Consider the following 17,282-nt stretch of genomic DNA (forward strand, 5'->3'; position numbering starts at 1 on the left):
CCCCTAGGCTGTTGTGATTGAACTGCAAGGATGAAAGCAATCATGAAGCGCTGGATTTTCCTGGCATTGGCCACGCTCCCGTTCGCCGCCGGTGCCGTGGTCATCCGCGATGATGTTGACGATGCCAGGTACCGGATCGACGCATCGGTGTTCCCGGCACTGGCAGACATGCCGGGCGAGGGGCACGGCGTCCTGATCGCACCGCAGTGGGTGCTGACTGCCGCGCATGCCGCGCCGATGGAGGGGATGGATGCCACGATCACCATCGATGGGAAGGGCTACGGCGTCGAGCGTGTCTTCCTGCACCCCGGCTACCGGAGGATGCCCGAGGCGCTGGGCAAGGAAGCGATGGCAACCGGGAGCGCATCGAAAATCCATGCGTTTCTGGCAGCGTCGGACGACATTGCACTGATCAGACTTGCCGCCCCGGTGAGCGGTGTGCCGCCGGTCGCACTCTACCGTGGCGCCGACGAGGTCACGCAGGTCGCCTCCCTGATAGGGAAAGGCGCCACCGGCAACGGTGCCGTGGGGCTGGCGCCCGGCGGGTCGCATCGTACGACGCTGCGGCGAGCCTGCAACGCGATCACCGGCGGCAACACGCGCTATCTCTGGTACCGGTTCGATCCACCTCCGCAGGGCCTTCCCCTTGAGGGCGTGCTCGGCAACGGCGACAGCGGCGGCCCGCTGCTGATCAGTAAGGAAGGGACCTGGCAGCTGGTGGGCCTCGGCTCCTGGATCACCGCCGTTCCCGAGCATGCGCTAGAGGCGGGCTTCTATGGCCAGGTGGTTTACAACGTCCGCGTGTCCCGCTACCTCAACTGGATCGAAAGCATCATCGTGCGTGACGCGTCACGGTAATGGTGCATCCGGGCAGCCTTCCGCGCAGGTGTTCGCCCGGTCTCAAGTCATGCGACGGGTGTTCGTATCCTTCCCGCCATGGCCTCTTCTTCGTTCAAATTCCCTGCGTGCATGACCGCCTCCCGGCCATCCGGGTGGGTGCAGAGCGGCGAGCGCTGGGATCTGTGGTGGAACGGCCGTTCGGTGGCCAGTATCGTGCCGCATGCCGTGCTCGGGTTCCGCCTGTATCTGGACGCACGCAAGATGTCACAGGCCAAGGTCGTGTCCGCCGCCAGCGCCCGTCAGGCCAAGCGCTACGCCGAGCGCTGGTGTGCTGCACGGCTCTGCCCGCAGTTGCCTCTGCGCGATGCGGTGGCGCGGTTGGTGGCTGTTGCGCCCGGCGCGGGCGCCGTGCCCTCGCAGGTGCTGACGCGGGAGCAGCGGCAGCAGGCCCGGCGCCTGGCTGAAGCCGGGGCAGGGGAGATGGGGAGGATCAAGGAAGCGCTGACACCACGGCCGCGCATGATGGCCGCCAGGCCCGAGGTGCAGGGACGAGGTGGAGCCTGGTCTGTACCCGGCCAGATTCCATCCTCCCCGCGCCGAAACGGGAACACATCTCCAGCCAGGGCTACACCGAAAGCTCCTCACGCACGATCCGGGCCCCTTCGCTGAGCGCACGCAGCTTGCCCCGTGCCACTTCACGGGCCAGCGGCGCCATGCCGCAGTTGGTGCTCGGGTAAAGCTTGTCGGCATCCACGAACTGCAGGGCCTTGCGCAGGGTGTTGGCTACTTCATCGGCGGTCTCCACCGTGCTGGAAGCCACGTCGATGGCGCCCACCATCACTTTCTTGCCACGCACCAGCTCGATCAGGTCGATCGGTACGTGCGAGTTGTGGCATTCCAGCGAGATGATGTCGAGGTTGGAGGTCTGCAGCTTGGGGAACGACTCTTCATACTGCCGCCATTCCGATCCCAGCGTCTGCTTCCAGTCGGTGTTGGCCTTGATGCCGTAGCCGTAGCAGATGTGCACGGCGGTCTCGCACTTCAGTCCTTCGATCGCACGCTCCAGCGCGGCTACGCCCCAGTCGTTCACTTCGTCGAAGAACACGTTGAAGGCCGGCTCGTCGAACTGGATGATGTCCACGCCAGCGGCTTCCAGCTCCTTTGCTTCCTCGTTGAGGATCTTCGCGAATTCCCAGGCCAGCTTCTCACGGCTCTTGTAGTGCGCGTCGTACAGCGTGTCGATCATCGTCATCGGGCCAGGCAGTGCCCACTTGATCGGCTGCGTGGTCTGCCGGCGCAGGAACTTCGCATCCTCCACGAACACCGGCTTCGGACGGCTCACTGCGCCGACCACGGTCGGCACGCTGGCATCGTAGCGGTTGCGGATGCGCACGGTCTCGCGCTTCTCGAAATCAACGCCGCTGAGGTGTTCGATGAAGGTGGTGACGAAGTGCTGCCGGGTCTGCTCGCCGTCGCTGACGATATCGATGCCGGCATGCTGCTGTTCCTGCAGGGACAGGCGCAGGGCATCCTGCTTGCCTTCAGTCAGGCCTTTGTCCTGCAGCTTCCAGGGCGACCAGAGCTTTTCGGGTTCTGCCAGCCAGGACGGCTTGGGCAGGCTGCCGGCGGTGGAGGTAGGGAGCAGTTTCTTCGTCGACATTGCGTCTTGTTTCCTGGGGGCGAATGGAAAATCGATGGATCAACGGGCAGCCCACTGCTCAAGCACGGCGCGATACGGCTTGATGAAGTGTTCTTCGGTGAACTTGCCCTGCTTGACCGCCAGCTGGCTGCGCTCTTCGCGGTCGTAGACGATGCGGGTGGACGAATAGTCCTGGTGCTTCAGGCTGGGCTGGTAGACCTTGCCGGCCACAGAGTTGGCGTTGTAGATCTCCGGGCGGTAGATCTTCTGGAACGCTTCCATCGTGCTGATGGTGCCGATCAGTTCCAGATTCGAGTAATCCCCCAGCAGGTCGCCCTGGAAGTAGAAGGCAAGCGGCGCCACGCTGCCCGGTGGCATGAAGTAGCGCACCTGCAGGCCCATCTTGTCGAAATACTGGTCAGTGGGAGAGAACTCGCCCTGGCGGTATTCCACGCCCAGGATCGGATGGTGGTTCTCGGTGCGGTGGTAGGTCTTGCTGCTGGATACGCTGATGCAGATCACCGGCCCCTTGCTGAAGTTGGCACGGTAGGCGTCAGACTCCAGGAAGTGCTTGAACAGCTTGCCATGCAGGTCGCCAAAGCCTTCCGGAATGCCGAAGGTGGCCTTGCCCTCGTTGCTGGCCGGCAGCACCACGCTGAAATCGTAGTCGCGCACGTAGGACGAGAAGTTGTTGCCGACGATACCCTCGGTACGCGCACCGGTCTGCGTGTCGACAATGGTTGGGCGCAGGACCTCGATCAACGGGAACGGATCACGGCCATCGCTGCCGTCGATGTGCATCTCCACCGAGATGATGTCCAGCTCGACCGCATAGCGATCCGCGCTCGGGTTGTCCCAGTGCGCCAGATCGTTGAAGCGGTTGTTGATCATGCTGATCGTGTTGCGCAGGTTCTCCTGCCGGGATGCGCCGCGCGCCAGATTGGCGAAATTGGTGGTGATGCGCGTGCCATCGGCGGGCTGGTAGTCCTCGTTGAAGGGGATGCGCGTGATGCTGAAGGTGAAGGTGTCGGTCGTCATGGGCGGCGTTCCGTGTTGCGGGGTGGCATCCGGATGCGGGCGAGGGCATCCGGCATTCAAAGCGCTGCGGCGGTCTCAAGGGCGGTGGCACGATGGCGGGGCAGCGCCAGCAGCGGCATGGCCCGCCGTACCGCCAGTCGCGCCCGCTCGATCAGGGCGTCGCTGTGCACGCGGCCGTCGGCGAAATCGCGATCGGTGGCGTAGACACCCAATGGCAGGGTGCGCGCCTGGAAGAAGCTGAAGAGCGGGCGCAGCTGATGGTCGATCACCAGCGAGTGGCGCTCGCTGCCACCGGTGGCGGCCAGAAGGATGGGGGTGTCGACCAGTGCGTCCTGGTGGATGAAGTCGAAGAAGTGCTTGAACAGCCCCGTGTACGAACCGCGGTAGACCGGCGTTGCCACCACCAGTACGTCGGCCTGTTCAACAGCAACCAGCTGCCGCTCCACAGCGTCGGGCAACTGTGAGCGCCACAGTGCGCCGGCCAGCTGCGGCGCCAGCTCGCCCAGTTCGATCAGGCGTTGCTCGCAATGGATGTCCTCGCCGATCAGGTCCAGCAGATGCTCGGCCAGCGTGGCGGCCCTGGAAGGGCGTTGCAATCCGCCGGAGACGGCGACGATTCGAAGGGGGTGGGCAGGTGAAAGCATGACCCGATCCTAGTCAGTGCCTTCCATGACGTAAAATGGTATTACTTCACCAATCCATGAGCGAGATTCATCGTCATGCTGGAACGGATCCACCTCAGCATCGTGCAGCAGGTTGAGCAGCAGGGCTCGCTCACCGCCGCGGCCGGCGTGCTCAACCTGACCCAGTCAGCCCTGAGCCACAGCATGAAAAAGCTGGAGCAGCAGCTCGGCACCGATGTGTGGCTGCGCGAAGGCCGCAGCCTGCGGCTGACCCAGGCCGGGCAATACCTGCTGGCAGTCGCCAACCGCGTGCTGCCGCAGCTGGACCTGGCCGAGGAGCGGCTGGGCCAGTTCGCACAGGGCGAGCGCGGCGCGCTGCGCATCGGCATGGAGTGCCATCCCTGCTATCAGTGGCTGCTGAAGATCGTCTCGCCGTACCTGGCGGCATGGCCGGACGTGGATGTGGACGTCAAGCAGAAGTTCCAGTTCGGCGGCATCGGCGCGCTGTTCGGCTATGAGATCGACCTGCTGGTCACCCCCGACCCATTGCTGAAGCCAGGCCTGAAGTTCATTCCCGTGTTCGACTACGAGCAGGTGCTGGTGGTGGCCAGCAACCACGCCCTGGCCAAGGTGGACTACGTAAAGCCGCGCCAGCTCGGCCAGGAAGTGCTGATCAGCTACCCGGTGCCGTTCGAGCGTCTGGACATCTACAACCAGTTCCTGCTGCCGGCCGGCATCACGCCGCGGCGCCACAAGGCCATTGAAACCACCGACATCATGATGCAGATGGTGGCCAGCGGCCGCGGCGTGGCCGCCATGCCGCGCTGGCTGGTGGAGGAGTACGCTGCGCGCATGGACGTCGTGCCCGTCCGCCTGGGTGCCAAGGGCATCCCCAAGCAGATCTACCTGGGCGCGCGCGAGGCCGATACCGGTATCGACTACCTCCAGGCCTTCATCGAGCTGGCCCGTAACAGCTCGCCGCTTGCCGGCAATGTGGGCGGAGCGCGTTGATGTCGGCAGGCATGTCACTGCGGGCGGACGCCTTCCTCAACGCCTTTTCACTGGAAGTCAGCGCGAAAGCCATGCCTGCGCTGCGCGCCGAGGCGGCCCGCATACCGCGCGGCACAATCATCTCCATTCCCTGGCTGGCCAGCGAGGACGACGATGCACGCCTGGCCGCCGCATGCGCGGTGCGCGAGCTCGGCTTCGAGCCGATGCCGCATCTCTCCGCGCGGCGTATCGGGTCACACGCAGCGCTTGAACGCTTCCTGGAACGTACCGCCGGCGAAGCCGGGGTCGCGCGTTGCCTGCTGATCGCGGGTGACCTGGCCACGCCCATCGGACCATTTGCAGACAGCGCGTCGATCATCGAGACCGGTCTTCTGGAGCGACACGGTATCAAGGTCGCCGCCATCGGCGGGCATCCGGAAGGCCACCCGGTAATGAGCAGTGACGAACGCTGGCAGGCGCTTCAACACAAATGCCAGCGCATAGAAGCACGCGGCATGGCCCCCTTGATCGTCACCCAGTTCGCGTTCGATGCCGATACCGTGCTGACCTGGCTGGATGCACTGCGCACGCGTGGCATCACCGTTCCGGTGCTGGTCGGTGTGCCGGGTCCGGCCAGCATCACCCGCTTGCTGCGTTATGCGGCGATGTGCGGCGTAGGCGCCAGTGCATCGATGCTCGCCCGGTATGGCATCTCGATCGGCCGCCTGCTCGGAACGGCGGGGCCGGAGGTTTTCGTCGATCGCCTGGTGAAGGGGTTGACCAGCGCGCATGGCCAGGTCAGTCCGCACCTGTTCCCGTTCGGCGGTGTTGCGCCCTCGCTGGAGTGGATCGAGCAGTACCGGCAGCGTGGTCGCGGTGCGCGCGGCGTAATCCACGAAGACTGACAGCTGTCACTGGTCGCCATTGGGGCGGAAGCGAATAGTGAGCGCCAAGGCGAGGGCCCCTCGCCACCGCTCACCAAGGGACCGCTCATGTTCGTCGGCAAGTACTGCCGGTACCTGGCCTCGTTGCGGATGGATGCGGCAGGCAAGGGGCTGGAAACCGCAGGCTGATTGACCTGGTAGTGCCGGCCGCTGGCTGGCTTCCCCATGCAGCGTTGCGCGGGGCTGGCGCAGGCGTCACGATGCCCGCCACTGGCCAACACCGGAAACGCTGACGTCATGAAGACCACATCCTGGTTCTGGATCAACGTGGCCAGTCACTTCGGCATTGTCGCAGCCCTGGCTTGGCTGCCCGCACGGTGGACGGGGCAACTTGTGGAAGCCCTGGCCGGGACTCAGCCGGCTATCGGCGACACCCGCCATTTGGCCTTCATAGGCTCCATGTTCGGCTTTTGCGTGACCGCACTGATCCTGATGGGGGCACTGACAGTCACCGGCGAACTGCTGGGTTTCTCCAGGCCCTATGCGCGACGGTCGGAGGCGCAGGACGAAGCGCAGGCCGTCCACCGGAAGGTACTGCTGACTGCATTCGCCACGCTCTCATGGGCGGCCGTGGGATCGCTTGCAGGTATTGCGTCGATCTTCGCGGCCTCGTCATGAAGGGCGACCCTGTCAGCGCCCAGTGTGCCGGAACGGATGGGTGCGTGAACTGCGGGGCTGCTCACGCCTCCCCGCGCCACTGGCTCATCAGCATCTGCAGGAATCGCTCCGCCGTGGGCGAGAGCAGGGCGCCGCGGCGGCGGACGATGCCGATCGTGCGTGACACCACCGGGTTGCCGATCGCGCGCGTCACCAGGGTGGGGTGACCCCCATCTGGCGTGGCCATCTTCGGCAGCACCGACACCCCGATGCCGGCCTCGACCATGCCCAGTGACGTCGACAGGTGGGTCACTTCGTAGTGCCAGCTCAACTTGAGGTTCTCGCGCGCCAGCGCGCCGTCCAGCAGCGTGCGGTTGCCGCTGGTGCGATGCACGGTGATCAACTGGTGCTCGGCCAGGTCGGCCCATTCCACCTTGCGCTTGCGCGCCAGCGGATGATCGCGACGGCACGCCAGCACGAACGGGTCCTCTGCCAGTACGTCGAAATCGAGATTCGGATCGTTGGCGCCCATGAAGTTGATGCCGAACTCCACTTCGCCACGTTCCACTGCCTGCAGACCCTCCGTGGCCGGGATATCCAGAATGCGGAAGCGCACGTTCGGGTGCGCTTCGTGGAAACGCGCCATCACGCTGGGCAGGAAGTAGAACGCCGCCGTCGGCAGGCAGGCGATGGTCACTGTCGCGCCGCGGGTGTCCTCGCGGCCGCGCAGCGAGAACAGTGATCCATCGAATTCCTCCAGCATGCGGCGCACCAGCGGCAGCAGGTTCTCGCCGACAGCGGTGGTACTGACGCTGCGCGTGGTGCGCTCCAGCAGCGGCGACCCCACCGCCTGTTCCAGTTTCTGGATACGCCGGCTGAGTGCTGGCTGGGAGACGTGCAGGATTTCCGCGGCGCGATGGAAGCTGCGGGTCTCCGACACCAGCAGGAACGCACGCAGATCCAGGATTTCGCAATTGATGCTCATCGGGTATCAATCATCCAAAAATCAGCAATTCACAGATCAATTGGGGTCATGCCAGTATCGAATCACAGAGGGGTCATTCATCCCCTACACGCATCAATCTAGCACACGTATGTCCAACGATCTGCTCAGCATTCCCTGCGTTCTCATGCGCGGCGGTACCTCCAAGGGCCCGTTCTTCCTGGCCAGCGACCTGCCGGCGGACACCGCCGAACGCGATCGCCTGCTGCTGGAAGTGATGGGGTCGGGTCATCCGCTGCAGATCGACGGCATCGGTGGTGGCAACGCACTGACCAGCAAGGTGGCCATCATCGACCGATCGAGCCGGGCAGATGCCGACGTGGACTATCTGTTCGCCCAGGTAAGGGTGGAGCAGCAGGTCGTGGACACGTCTCCCAACTGCGGCAACATGCTGGCGGCGGTGGGCCCGTATGCCATCGAGCGGGGGCTGGTGCAGGCTCAGGATCCGCAGACCGAGGTGCGCATCCACAACGTCAACACCGGCAAGCTGATCATCGCGACCGTGGAAACGCCGGGCGGTAACGTGGTCTACCGCGGCGATACGCGCATTGCCGGCGCGCCGGGCTCGGCTGCGCCGGTCAGGCTTTCCTTCCTTGATGCCGCGGGCGCCCGCACCGGCAAGCTGCTGCCCAGCGGGCACGCGCAGGAATCCATCGATGGCGTCCCGGTCAGCCTGGTGGACTGCGCCATGCCGATGATGTTGGTGCGTGCCCAAGACCTGGGCGTACGTGGTGATGCTTCGCCCGTCGAACTGAACGCGGACGCGGCGTTCATGCGCCGGCTGGAAGCGCTGCGCATCGAGGCAGGTGCCCGCATGGGCATCGCCGACGCCGGCAACAAGGTCATTCCGAAGCCGGTGCTGCTGTCGGCGCCGCAACAGGGGGGCGATCTGCAGGTGCGCTATTTCATGCCGCATCAATGCCACACCGCGCTGGCCATTACCGGTGCCGTTGGCCTGGCCACCGCCGCCGTTACGCCGGGCACGCTGGCCCACACTTTGGTCGGATGCCTGTCCGTTCCCGGCCGCATTACCCTCGAACATCCGAGCGGGGCCCTGGAGGTGGGCCTCAGTCGCAGCTCGGGCGATTCGCCGGTGATTGCCAGCGTGGTCCGCACCGCGCGCCGCTTGTTCGAGGGGCGCGTGTACGCGACTTCGCCCGCGCCCACCACGGCCAGTGCCACCCAAGCCCGCCAATGGACGTCAGCGGCATGATCTGAACCCGGACGGGCCGGCGTAGACACGCATGCCCGCCATTACAACGTAGATGCTTCACTCCTGGGAGGGATGATGTACAAGCAGTTCTTGATGGCCGCGCTGTGCGCGGCTGGTCTGGCCGCGGCCGGATGCAGCAACAGCGGGCGCACCGAAGGCGCATCCGCCGGCGGTGGTGACAATGCACCGGTACGCATCAGCGTCGGCTCCTACAACCTCAACAACCTGCCGTTCTTCATCGCCGACGCAAAGGGCTATTTCAAGGATGTCGGTCTCGAAGTGAAGACCGAGAACTTCGCCCAGGGCGGCTCCAAGGTACTGCAGGCGCTGGTGGCCAATTCCACCGACGTGGCCGTCGGCTTCTACGACCACACCATCCAGATGCAGGCCAAGGGCAAGGACGTGGTGGCCTTCGTGCTGCTCTCGCGCAACTCCGGCCTGGTGATGGCCGGCCGCGAGGATGCCACCTTCGATCCGGCCCGCCCGGAGACCATCAAGGGCCAGAAGGTCGGCATCACCGCACCGGGCTCATCGTCAGACTTCTTCGTCCGTCACTTCCTCGCCCAGCACGATATTCCGGCCGACAGCATCTCGCTGATCGGCGTCGGCTCGGGCGCCGCAGCGGTCGCCGCGCTGGAGCAGGGCAAGATCGACCTGCTGGTCAACTACGACCCGGCCGCCACCCTGATCACCGAGCGCAAGGTCGGGAAGATCCTCCTCGACGCGCGCAGCGATGACGGCGCCCGCCAGGTCTATGGCGGCCTGTACCCGACCTCGGTGATGTACGCCAACCAGAGCTTCCTGGACAAGCGACCGGAGGCGGCCGCGAAGATTGCCCGGGCCGAGCAGATGGCGCTGAAGTTCATCGCCGACAACAGCGCCGAGGAGATCGTCGCGGCCCTGCCGGACAGCTACGTCTCCGGCGACCGCGCCACCTATGCCCGCGCGGTGGAGAACGCCCGCGCGATCTTTACCCGGGACGGTCACTTCACGCCGGCCGACCTGGAAACCCCACTGAAGGTGCTGCGCGAGTTCAACACGGATGTGGCCAAGGCCAACATCGATCTGTCCAGGACCTACACCAATGCCTTCGTCGAGCGTGCCAACGCTGCGGCGCCGGCGGCCCAACCGTAAGCGGAGGTAACCCCATGGCCCTCAATGCCACCGTGCGCCAGCTCAACGGCGCGCCGCAGCTGGAGCCTGCACAGACCATGGTCGCCCTCAACAAGGTGACCATGTCCTTCGGCGAATTCACCGCCGTGCGTGATGTCGACATCCAGGTGGGTGACGGCGAGTTCCTTGCCATCGTCGGCCCGACCGGCTGCGGCAAGAGCACCATCCTCAATTCCGTGGCGGGTCTGCTGAAGCCGTCTTCCGGGCAGGTCAGCATCGACGGCCGCGCCGTCAGCGGTGTGCAGGAGTCGGTCGGCTACCTGTTCCAGCAGGATGCGCTGCTGCCGTGGAAGACGGCTTACCAGAATGTTGAACTCGGCCTGCGCTTCCGCGGCGTGCCCGAAGCCGAACGCAAGGCCAAGGCCAACGCGTGGCTGGCCAAGGTCGGCCTGGCTGGTTTCGAGCATCGCTACCCCCATCAGCTGTCCGGTGGCCAGCGCAAGCGTGTGCAGATGGCGCAGGCGCTGATCGTCGAGCCGAAGGTGATCCTGATGGATGAACCGTTCTCGGCGCTGGACATCCACACCCGGCACCTGATGCAGAACGAGCTGCTGCGCCTGTGGCAGGAGGACCGGCGCTCGGTGATCCTGATCACCCACGATCTGGAAGAAGCGATCGCCCTGGGGGATCGCGTGGTGGTGCTGTCCTCCGGCCCAGCCAGCCGCGTGGTGCGCAGCTTCGACGTGGATCTGGAGCGTCCGCGCAATGTGGCCGAGATCAAGCTGGATGACCGTTTCACCGACCTGTACCGCGACATCTGGGCCTGCCTGCGCGGCGAAGTGGAGAAGAGCTATGCACGCCAAGACTGACAAGTTCATCCAGCTGGCCCTGGTGGTCGCCGTGTTCGGCGGCTGGGAAGGTGGCATCGCGCTGGGCGTGATCGATCCGTTCTTCTTTCCTTCGCCAACAGCGATCGTGCAGCAGGCCTGGACCTGGCTGTCCGATACCTCGTTCTACCAGCACGTCTACATCACTCTGACCGAAACCGCGCTGGGCTACATCATCGGCACCGGCCTGGGTGTGGCTGGCGGCGTGTGGCTGGGCCTGAGCCGACGCTCGGCGCGCATCCTCGACCCCTTCATCAAAGGCTTCAACGCAATTCCGCGCGTAGTGCTGGCGCCGATTTTCGTGTTGTGGCTGGGGCTGGGCCTGTGGTCGAAGGTGGCGCTGGCGGTCACCCTGGTGTTCTTCACCACGTTCTTCAATGCCATGCAGGGCGTGCGCGAGGTGAATCCGGTGGTGCTGGCCAATGCCCGCATCCTGGGCGCAAGCCGTAGCGACCTGCTGCGCCATGTCTACTTCCCTGCAGCAGCCAGCTGGATCCTGTCCTCGCTGCGCACCTCGGTGGGCTTCGCGGTGGTCGGCGCGATCATCGGTGAGTACCTCGGGGCCTCGGCGGGCCTGGGTTACCTGATCGCGCAGGCCGAGGGCAACTTCAATGCCGTGGGCGTGTTCGCCGGCATCATCATCCTGGCCGCCTTCGTGCTGGTCATCGACGCCCTGCTGGACGTGGTCGAGAACAAGCTGATCACCTGGCGTCCCAACGCCCAGGCACAGGCCACCAGCTGAACCGGCCGCGCTGAGCCGGCCCGCCGCGCCGCCGGACCGATCCGGCGGCGCGCACTTCCTCCCCCGATCTTCCCCCGCACCACCGCAACAGGCCAGCGCCGGGCCAGGGGGCCGGCTGGCCGGAGAGAGAGCCCATGAATCATTCCACCGTGCTGCCGCTGGCAGTGCTGCCGGTCGCGCTTGGCCTGCTGTTGGCCAGTGGCCATGTTGGCGCCCAGGCTGTTTCGTCCCCTCCCGCACCACTCAGCCAGGCCGAACTCTCACGCCTGGTGCAGCAGCAGGCGCTGCAGATCCAGCAGTTGGAGGCGCGCCTGCGTGCCGTGGAGGGCGGGCGCGGCACTTCCGGCGCGGCGGTCGCAACGCAGGCTCCCGCGCTGGACACCCGCATTGCCGCACTGGAATCCAGCCAGGCCAAGGCGCCCAAGGTCACCTGGTCCAAGGGTGCACCGGAATTCAGCAGTGCCGATGGCAGCGTGGTGTTCCGTCCGCGCGGACGCCTGTTCGTCGACGCATCCAGCACCGATGGGTCCTCAGTGAGTGACCGCAACATCTCCGGTACCGAGATCCGCTCGGTGCGGTTGGGCGCCGAAGGCCGCTACGGCATCCTCGGCTGGGCGGTGGAAGGTGACTTCGCCGACAACGCGGTGGCGTGGAAGTCGGTCTACGCCACCGTGGACCACCGCCTGTTCGGGCTGCCGGCCGACCTGACCGTGGGCAACCGCCTCAACGACCGGGGTATCGACGGCTCCAGCAGCACGTCCAACACGCCGTTCCAGGACCGCAACGTGGTCGGCACGCTGATGCTGCCGCAGCGCGGCCTGTTCGGTGTCGGCCTGACCGAGCGCGTGTACGGCAAGGACTGGCATGCCAGCCTGTCGGTGGCCGGCAACGATCTCAACAACACCGGCACCGACAACGACAGCCAGACCTGGGCCACGCGCGTGCATTGGAACCCGGTGGCCAACGAAGCGGTCACGGTGCACCTGGGGGCCTGGGCCTTCCATGAGGAGATCGCCGCAGGGGCCAGCGGCGGCGTCCGCAGTTCGGCCATCGCCGGGCACTTCAACGACCTGGTCAAGATCGCGCCGGGCACACTGCTGGGCGCCGAGCGCAGCACGGCCCATGGCGCGGAACTGGCAGGCTTCTTCGGGCCGGCCTGGGCGACCGGCGAATGGGGTACGCGCAACCTGCGCGGGGCCGACGCCAGCGGGCGCTACGATCTGGACCACCAGGCCTGGGCGATTTCGGCTGGCTGGTTCCTGGCCGGTGCAAGGCCGGCCTATTCGGGCAAGGCCGGCACCTGGGGCCGGGTCAAGGTGGCCGATCCTGTCACCCGCGGCGGCGCCGGGGCATGGGAATTGAAGGGGCGCTACGAGGATGTGGACTATGCCGAGCTGCCCAGTGGCGGTACCGGCCACGCGTGGACGCTGGGTGCGAACTGGTATCTCAACGACTTCAGCCGCGTGATGTTCGAGGCGATCCGTTGGCAGACCCGCAACCGCAGCGGCACCGGCCAGGGCAGGGATGAAGGCACCACCTTCAACACCCGCCTGCAGGTGGCCTTCTAGAAGCGCATGCCGCTCGTGCGCCGATCAGAGCAGCAGCAGTGCTCCGATCAACGCCGGCGGCATCACCAGCGCGCCGACACGCAGGAAGTCGAGCGCGCTGACATGCTCGCCCTCGCGGCGCAGCGCCACCAGCCACAGCATCGTCGCCAGCGAACCGGTGACCGACAGGTTGGGCCCCAGATCCACGCCGACCAGCAATGCGGCACGGGTCTGCGCCGGCAGGTCGGCCATCTGCCCCAGCGAACCGGCGGCCAGGCCGACCGGCAGATTGTTGGCCACGTTGCTCAGCAGCGCGGCCGCGCCACCGGCCAGCCAGCTGGCCTGGCGGGGAGATGCCTGCGCCACGGCCTGCAGGGCGCCGGCCGCGGTCTGGATGACACCGGTCTGCGCCACCGCTTCCACCAGCACGAACAGTCCCGCCACCAGCGGCAGCACGCCCCAGGACACGTGGCGCAGCAGTGGCAGCGGGCTGCGCCGCTGACGGATCGCCACCACCGCCACAGTCAGCGTGCCCGCGCAGAACGTGGTCAGGCCCAATGGCCCGTTCAAGGCGGACGTGACCAGCAACACGGTGCCGGTGAACAGCACGCCCAGTGCGCTCAGCCGGCCGCCGTCGGTCAACGGGCGATGCGCCGGCGCGGCCACCAGCGGCTGGGCGATCTCGCGCCGGTGCACCCAGCGCAGGACCAGGTAGGTGGCACCGATCGCCGCCGCCGATGGCAGCGCGAACTGCGCCAGCCACTGCAGCAGCGGCGGCATGTGCTGGCCGTACACCACCAGGTTGGCCGGATTGGAAATGGGCAGCACGAAGCTGGCCGCATTGGCGATGAAGGCACAGACGAACAGGTAGGGCAGGGGATTGGTGCGCGCCGCCTTGCAGGCGGCGTAGACCGCCGGGGTCAGCACCACGGCCGTTGCATCGTTGGACAGGAACACCGTCACCAGCGTGCCGACCAGGAACACCAGGTCGAACAGGCGTCGCCCCGATCCGCCCGCATGCCGGACCGCGTACAACGCCACCCAATCGAACAGGCCTTCGCGCCGCGCCAGTTCGGCCAGCATCATCATGCCGACCAGAAAGAGGTAGACGTCGCGGCCTTCGGCCACCGCGCCCCATGCGGTGTGCAGCGATACCGCGCCCAGCAACGGCAAGAGGGCGGCAGCGCACAACGCCCACACATATTCGGGGATGCGGAAAGGACGGAACAGCAGGCCGATGGTGGCAACGGCGACCGCTGCCCAGATCACGAGGGGGGCTTGGGGGGCGAGCATGGAGTGGGGCTTCAGCGGCACCGGCAGCGACCCCGGCGCAGGGGGTCCTGGCGCGCGCGATCAGCGGATGGGCGGCCGCTGCAATCATCGCAGGTTCCGGGTCGCCGCATCATACCGTGCGGCGCGGCATGGCGACCGCTGCAGTCGACCGCGCTGCAGGTGGGCCGGGGCGGCGCCCAGCCCACCTTCAGCACTCAAGCGCGGCATGACTTCAGGCACTGCAGTTTGACTACACATGTAGTCAAACTGCACACACGCTCATTGGACGAGATTGCGATGCCAAGATCCTGCTGGTTGTCCTGCGCCCTGGCCCTGGTGTTCGGCATCGCCGGGCCCACCCAAGCGGCGACGCGTGCCGAAGCCCTTGCCGCGATCGAGCGCAACGCGCGCGCCGCGCATTCCGATGCGGTCCTGGTGATGCACGACCGGGAAACGCTGCTTGAGCTGAAGCCCGCCGCGGGGCAGGAATCGGTTCACCTGATGTCGGCCACCAAGTCGGTCGTCGCGCTGGCCATTGCGTTGCTGCTGGACGAAGGAAAGCTGGCTTCGATCGATACGCCGGTCAGCCAGATCTATCCCGAATGGAAGCAGGGCAGGAAGAGCGCCATTACCGTGCGCATGCTGCTGGACCATACCTCGGGCCTGCAGAACGTGGCGAACGCGGGCGAAGAGCTGGAAGGGGCCCCGGACCTGGTCAGGCTGGCACTGGCCGCCGAGCTGAGCGATGCCCCGGGTACCGTGTTCTCCTACAACAACAAGGCCACCAACCTGCTGCCCGGTATTGTCGAGCGCCTGGCAGGCGAGCCGCTGGATGCCTATGTGGACGCGCGCCTGTTCAAGCCCCTGGGCATTGCCCACTACACCTGGATGAAGGATGAGGCAGGCACCCCGCTGGGCATGGCCGGGCTGTCCCTGCGCGCGGCCGATCTTGCCGCCATCGGGCAACTGTTGCTGGACGGAGGCGTGGCGCCGGATGGCAAACGTCTCCTGAGTGAGCAGTCGGTCGCGTTGATGACGACCGAAAGCGCCCGTGCGCCAGATGTTGGGCTGCTGTGGTGGCGGGTACCGGCCTGGGAACGCTACCAGCTCAAGCCCCGGCTACAGGATCTGCTGGTGCAAAGGAGGGTGGACGACGACGTGCAGCGCGCGCTGCAGGCCAGTGCAGGGCGTGCATTCGAAAGCCGCAGCGCGCTGGTGGCCTTCCTTGCCGATCAGTTGGGCGCGGACTGGTCGCAGCGTTACGGCAGCCAGATCTCCGGGCGAGGGCTGAAGCTTGCCGATCTCTACGACATCACACGGGGTCCGGCCGTCGGCTTCGCCGCCAACGGCTACCTGGGCCAATACATGATGATCATTCCGGAACAGCGTGTCGTCGCAGTGCGCCTGATCCACCGGCGCGAGAGCCACAGCGCTCCACAGGACGACTATCCCTCCTTCTTCGCCGATGTCCTGCAGTTGGCGCGGACATTGCAATAGGCCCTGTCGCCATCATGTCCACGCGCGCTGAACATCTTCCTGGAGCGTTCTTCACTGGCGTGCCGCCTAAAGTGGGATGACATCTTGGCCGCACACCTACTGAAGCATGTTTGATTATCAGGACTGGACCTTCCATGCAAATGGCCGAACGGTAGTGGCGCGGGTAGCGCTGGACGGTGAAGGTGGCGGCACCATCAACCGCTACCAGCTGGTGCCGGGACCGGCACAGTCGGGGTTGTGCATCAAGGTCGCCTCCCAGGACGAGGCCGCGCAGAAACTGGAGGCCGAAGTGACGAAGCTGCTGGGACCGGTGTGGTAGCCACTGCGCCATGCCGGCCGGGCATCCGCATGCTGACGGCGGAATGACCGGCCCGGGCAACGGGCATCGCGCCGGATGCCCGTTGCATGAGGACGCTTACTTGGGCATCAGCACGGTGTCGACCACGTGGATGACGCCGTTGGACTGGCTGACATCTGCAATGCTGATGCCTGCCTTGCCACCCTTTGCGTCGATGACCCAGAGCTTGCCATCGTGGAGCGCCACGGTGAGAGGCTCACCCTGCACGGTCTTCAGGGTGGCCTTGCCGCCGTGCGTGCGGGCATCGGCCAGAAGCTGGGCCGAACTGTAGCTGCCCGGGACGACGTGGTAGGTCAGGATCCGGGTCAGCTGTGCCTTGTTTTCAGGCTTCACCAGTGTATCGACAGTGCCTGCAGGCAGCTTTTCGAAGGCCGCATTGGTGGGCGCGAAAACAGTGAAGGGCCCGGTGCCGTTGAGGGTGTCGACCAGGCCGGCTGCTTTGACCGCTGCAACGAGCGTGGTGTGATCCTTGGAATTGACGGCGTTCTCGACGATGGTCCTGGTGGGGTACATTTCTGCCCCGCCCACGATGACGGTGTTGGCGGCGAAAACTGAGGAGCCGGACGAAACGAGTACGGCGAAGCCGACTGCGGCGGCGATGCGCTGAAGAGCGTTCACGGTGCGTTCCTTTCTGGATGACCCGCAAGCGCGGGCATCTTTCCTACGGCGGGCGAGCGTGACCGGATGCAGCAACGGCCGAGTCAGCAGCTGTTTCGTGCGCTGCCGGTTTTGCTGCGCTGCATGGTGACAACGGCGAACCTCGGTGATTACTCTCCGCTGCAACGCGATGGTAGCGCTACCAGTCGGACGGGGATCCAGGGTCCGGGAGGCTGCCTTCTTTGCCGCGTGTTTGTCCTGGCAGGCTTGAAAAGCAAGTGTAAGTCGCGGCGTGCCCGAGCACCCGTGCTGTTCGGTTTGGAATGCGGGCCACGCCCGTGCGTGCCCCTGGGAGGGGGCGGTACATCCATTCGATCGTATG

At 65.9% G+C, this 17,282-nt stretch carries 18 protein-coding genes; 12 read left to right on the forward strand and 6 right to left on the reverse strand.

Annotation, left to right across the window (positions count from 1 at the left end; all coding sequences use genetic code 11):
• The first annotated feature begins 42 nt into the window (after positions 1-42).
• Complete coding sequence (locus AC5P8D_RS04060) at positions 43-858, forward strand: S1 family peptidase (RefSeq protein ID WP_171954321.1); 816 nt, start codon at positions 43-45, stop codon at positions 856-858.
• Between the two features lie 78 nt (positions 859-936).
• Positions 937-1,509, forward strand: coding sequence for a hypothetical protein (locus AC5P8D_RS04065; RefSeq protein ID WP_253900872.1), 573 nt, complete (start codon positions 937-939; stop codon positions 1,507-1,509).
• Here the strand turns inward: AC5P8D_RS04065 and AC5P8D_RS04070 are convergent.
• From AC5P8D_RS04070 to msuE, 3 genes are read right to left on the reverse strand one after another with little or no spacing between them, the layout of a single operon-like run.
• Positions 1,466-2,500 carry a methionine synthase gene (locus tag AC5P8D_RS04070; RefSeq protein WP_010485652.1) on the reverse strand — a complete coding sequence of 345 codons (1,035 nt, stop codon included), beginning with the start codon at positions 2,498-2,500 and terminating at the stop codon, positions 1,466-1,468. The two genes, AC5P8D_RS04065 and AC5P8D_RS04070, sit on opposite strands and share 44 nt — an antisense overlap.
• Before the next feature lie 39 nt (positions 2,501-2,539).
• Complete coding sequence (locus AC5P8D_RS04075; RefSeq protein ID WP_109814153.1) at positions 2,540-3,517, reverse strand: DUF1852 domain-containing protein; 978 nt, start codon at positions 3,515-3,517, stop codon at positions 2,540-2,542.
• Between the two features lie 56 nt (positions 3,518-3,573).
• Positions 3,574-4,161: an FMN reductase gene (gene msuE, locus AC5P8D_RS04080; protein ID WP_312384981.1), complete on the reverse strand. Its 588-nt coding sequence runs from the start codon at positions 4,159-4,161 to the stop codon at positions 3,574-3,576.
• A 75-nt stretch (positions 4,162-4,236) separates the two neighbouring features.
• Between msuE and AC5P8D_RS04085 the strand changes: the two genes are divergently transcribed.
• From AC5P8D_RS04085 to AC5P8D_RS04095, 3 genes are all read left to right on the forward strand, one after another.
• On the forward strand, positions 4,237-5,151 hold the full coding sequence (locus AC5P8D_RS04085) for a LysR family transcriptional regulator (protein ID WP_010485658.1): 915 nt from the start codon (positions 4,237-4,239) through the stop codon (positions 5,149-5,151).
• Complete coding sequence (locus AC5P8D_RS04090; protein WP_329921294.1) at positions 5,151-6,035, forward strand: methylenetetrahydrofolate reductase; 885 nt, start codon at positions 5,151-5,153, stop codon at positions 6,033-6,035. The genes AC5P8D_RS04085 and AC5P8D_RS04090 overlap by 1 nt, the downstream gene beginning before the upstream one ends.
• Before the next feature lie 276 nt (positions 6,036-6,311).
• Positions 6,312-6,692, forward strand: a complete 381-nt coding sequence (locus AC5P8D_RS04095) for a hypothetical protein (protein ID WP_329921292.1) — start codon at positions 6,312-6,314, stop codon at positions 6,690-6,692.
• 61 nt (positions 6,693-6,753) lie between these two features.
• Here the strand turns inward: AC5P8D_RS04095 and AC5P8D_RS04100 are convergent, their stop codons facing one another.
• Positions 6,754-7,656 (reverse strand): LysR substrate-binding domain-containing protein, encoded by a 903-nt coding sequence (locus AC5P8D_RS04100; protein WP_049481172.1) that lies wholly within the window; start codon positions 7,654-7,656, stop codon positions 6,754-6,756.
• 109 nt (positions 7,657-7,765) lie between these two features.
• Here AC5P8D_RS04100 and AC5P8D_RS04105 point away from each other — a divergent pair, with 109 nt between their 5' ends.
• From AC5P8D_RS04105 to AC5P8D_RS04125, 5 genes are all read left to right on the forward strand, one after another.
• On the forward strand, positions 7,766-8,887 hold the full coding sequence (locus AC5P8D_RS04105; RefSeq protein WP_049409699.1) for a 4-oxalomesaconate tautomerase: 1,122 nt from the start codon (positions 7,766-7,768) through the stop codon (positions 8,885-8,887).
• A gap of 75 nt (positions 8,888-8,962) precedes the next feature.
• A complete protein-coding gene (locus tag AC5P8D_RS04110) occupies positions 8,963-10,021 on the forward strand; it encodes an ABC transporter substrate-binding protein (RefSeq protein ID WP_049409879.1) in 1,059 nt (352 codons plus the stop codon).
• A gap of 14 nt (positions 10,022-10,035) precedes the next feature.
• A complete protein-coding gene (locus AC5P8D_RS04115) occupies positions 10,036-10,869 on the forward strand; it encodes an ABC transporter ATP-binding protein (RefSeq protein ID WP_005416613.1) in 834 nt (277 codons plus the stop codon).
• A complete protein-coding gene (locus tag AC5P8D_RS04120; RefSeq protein ID WP_005409726.1) occupies positions 10,853-11,629 on the forward strand; it encodes an ABC transporter permease in 777 nt (258 codons plus the stop codon). The genes AC5P8D_RS04115 and AC5P8D_RS04120 overlap by 17 nt, the downstream gene beginning before the upstream one ends.
• Positions 11,630-11,763: 134 nt before the next feature.
• Entirely contained in the window at positions 11,764-13,197 is a 1,434-nt protein-coding gene (locus AC5P8D_RS04125; protein WP_495203097.1) for an OprO/OprP family phosphate-selective porin, read from the forward strand.
• A gap of 24 nt (positions 13,198-13,221) precedes the next feature.
• On the opposite strand, the gene AC5P8D_RS04130 is transcribed toward AC5P8D_RS04125, so the two are convergent.
• A complete protein-coding gene (locus AC5P8D_RS04130) occupies positions 13,222-14,469 on the reverse strand; it encodes an arsenic transporter (protein ID WP_029380037.1) in 1,248 nt (415 codons plus the stop codon).
• A gap of 294 nt (positions 14,470-14,763) precedes the next feature.
• On the opposite strand from AC5P8D_RS04130, the gene AC5P8D_RS04135 reads away from it, so the two are divergent.
• Together AC5P8D_RS04135 and AC5P8D_RS04140 are read left to right on the forward strand one after the other, a co-directional pair.
• Complete coding sequence (locus AC5P8D_RS04135) at positions 14,764-15,945, forward strand: serine hydrolase domain-containing protein (RefSeq protein ID WP_010485681.1); 1,182 nt, start codon at positions 14,764-14,766, stop codon at positions 15,943-15,945.
• A 106-nt stretch (positions 15,946-16,051) separates the two neighbouring features.
• Positions 16,052-16,264, forward strand: a complete 213-nt coding sequence (locus AC5P8D_RS04140; protein ID WP_010485683.1) for a hypothetical protein — start codon at positions 16,052-16,054, stop codon at positions 16,262-16,264.
• Positions 16,265-16,360: 96 nt separating this feature from the next.
• Here AC5P8D_RS04140 and AC5P8D_RS04145 read toward each other — a convergent pair whose 3' ends face one another.
• Complete coding sequence (locus AC5P8D_RS04145) at positions 16,361-16,921, reverse strand: fasciclin domain-containing protein (protein WP_010485685.1); 561 nt, start codon at positions 16,919-16,921, stop codon at positions 16,361-16,363.
• Positions 16,922-17,282: the final 361 nt, after the last annotated feature.

This window comes from Stenotrophomonas sp. YJH_SMC_101-4, from assembly GCF_059370395.1.

Bases quoted from the DNA above. Each gene is read 5' to 3' on its own strand.
- AC5P8D_RS04115 (WP_005416613.1), top strand. From the start codon at position 10,036: ATGGCCCTCAATGCCACCGTGCGCCAGCTCAACGGCGCGCCGCAGCTG.
- AC5P8D_RS04120 (WP_005409726.1), top strand. From the start codon at position 10,853: ATGCACGCCAAGACTGACAAGTTCATCCAGCTGGCCCTGGTGGTCGCC.
- AC5P8D_RS04110 (WP_049409879.1), top strand. From the start codon at position 8,963: ATGTACAAGCAGTTCTTGATGGCCGCGCTGTGCGCGGCTGGTCTGGCC.
- AC5P8D_RS04060 (WP_171954321.1), top strand. From the start codon at position 43: ATGAAGCGCTGGATTTTCCTGGCATTGGCCACGCTCCCGTTCGCCGCC.
- AC5P8D_RS04130 (WP_029380037.1), bottom strand. From the start codon at position 14,469: ATGCTCGCCCCCCAAGCCCCCCTCGTGATCTGGGCAGCGGTCGCCGTT.
- AC5P8D_RS04100 (WP_049481172.1), bottom strand. From the start codon at position 7,656: ATGAGCATCAATTGCGAAATCCTGGATCTGCGTGCGTTCCTGCTGGTG.
- AC5P8D_RS04075 (WP_109814153.1), bottom strand. From the start codon at position 3,517: ATGACGACCGACACCTTCACCTTCAGCATCACGCGCATCCCCTTCAAC.
- AC5P8D_RS04125 (WP_495203097.1), top strand. From the start codon at position 11,764: ATGAATCATTCCACCGTGCTGCCGCTGGCAGTGCTGCCGGTCGCGCTT.
- AC5P8D_RS04085 (WP_010485658.1), top strand. From the start codon at position 4,237: ATGCTGGAACGGATCCACCTCAGCATCGTGCAGCAGGTTGAGCAGCAG.
- AC5P8D_RS04070 (WP_010485652.1), bottom strand. From the start codon at position 2,500: ATGTCGACGAAGAAACTGCTCCCTACCTCCACCGCCGGCAGCCTGCCC.
- AC5P8D_RS04140 (WP_010485683.1), top strand. From the start codon at position 16,052: ATGTTTGATTATCAGGACTGGACCTTCCATGCAAATGGCCGAACGGTA.
- AC5P8D_RS04065 (WP_253900872.1), top strand. From the start codon at position 937: ATGGCCTCTTCTTCGTTCAAATTCCCTGCGTGCATGACCGCCTCCCGG.
- AC5P8D_RS04105 (WP_049409699.1), top strand. From the start codon at position 7,766: ATGTCCAACGATCTGCTCAGCATTCCCTGCGTTCTCATGCGCGGCGGT.
- AC5P8D_RS04090 (WP_329921294.1), top strand. From the start codon at position 5,151: ATGTCGGCAGGCATGTCACTGCGGGCGGACGCCTTCCTCAACGCCTTT.
- AC5P8D_RS04095 (WP_329921292.1), top strand. From the start codon at position 6,312: ATGAAGACCACATCCTGGTTCTGGATCAACGTGGCCAGTCACTTCGGC.
- msuE (WP_312384981.1), bottom strand. From the start codon at position 4,161: ATGCTTTCACCTGCCCACCCCCTTCGAATCGTCGCCGTCTCCGGCGGA.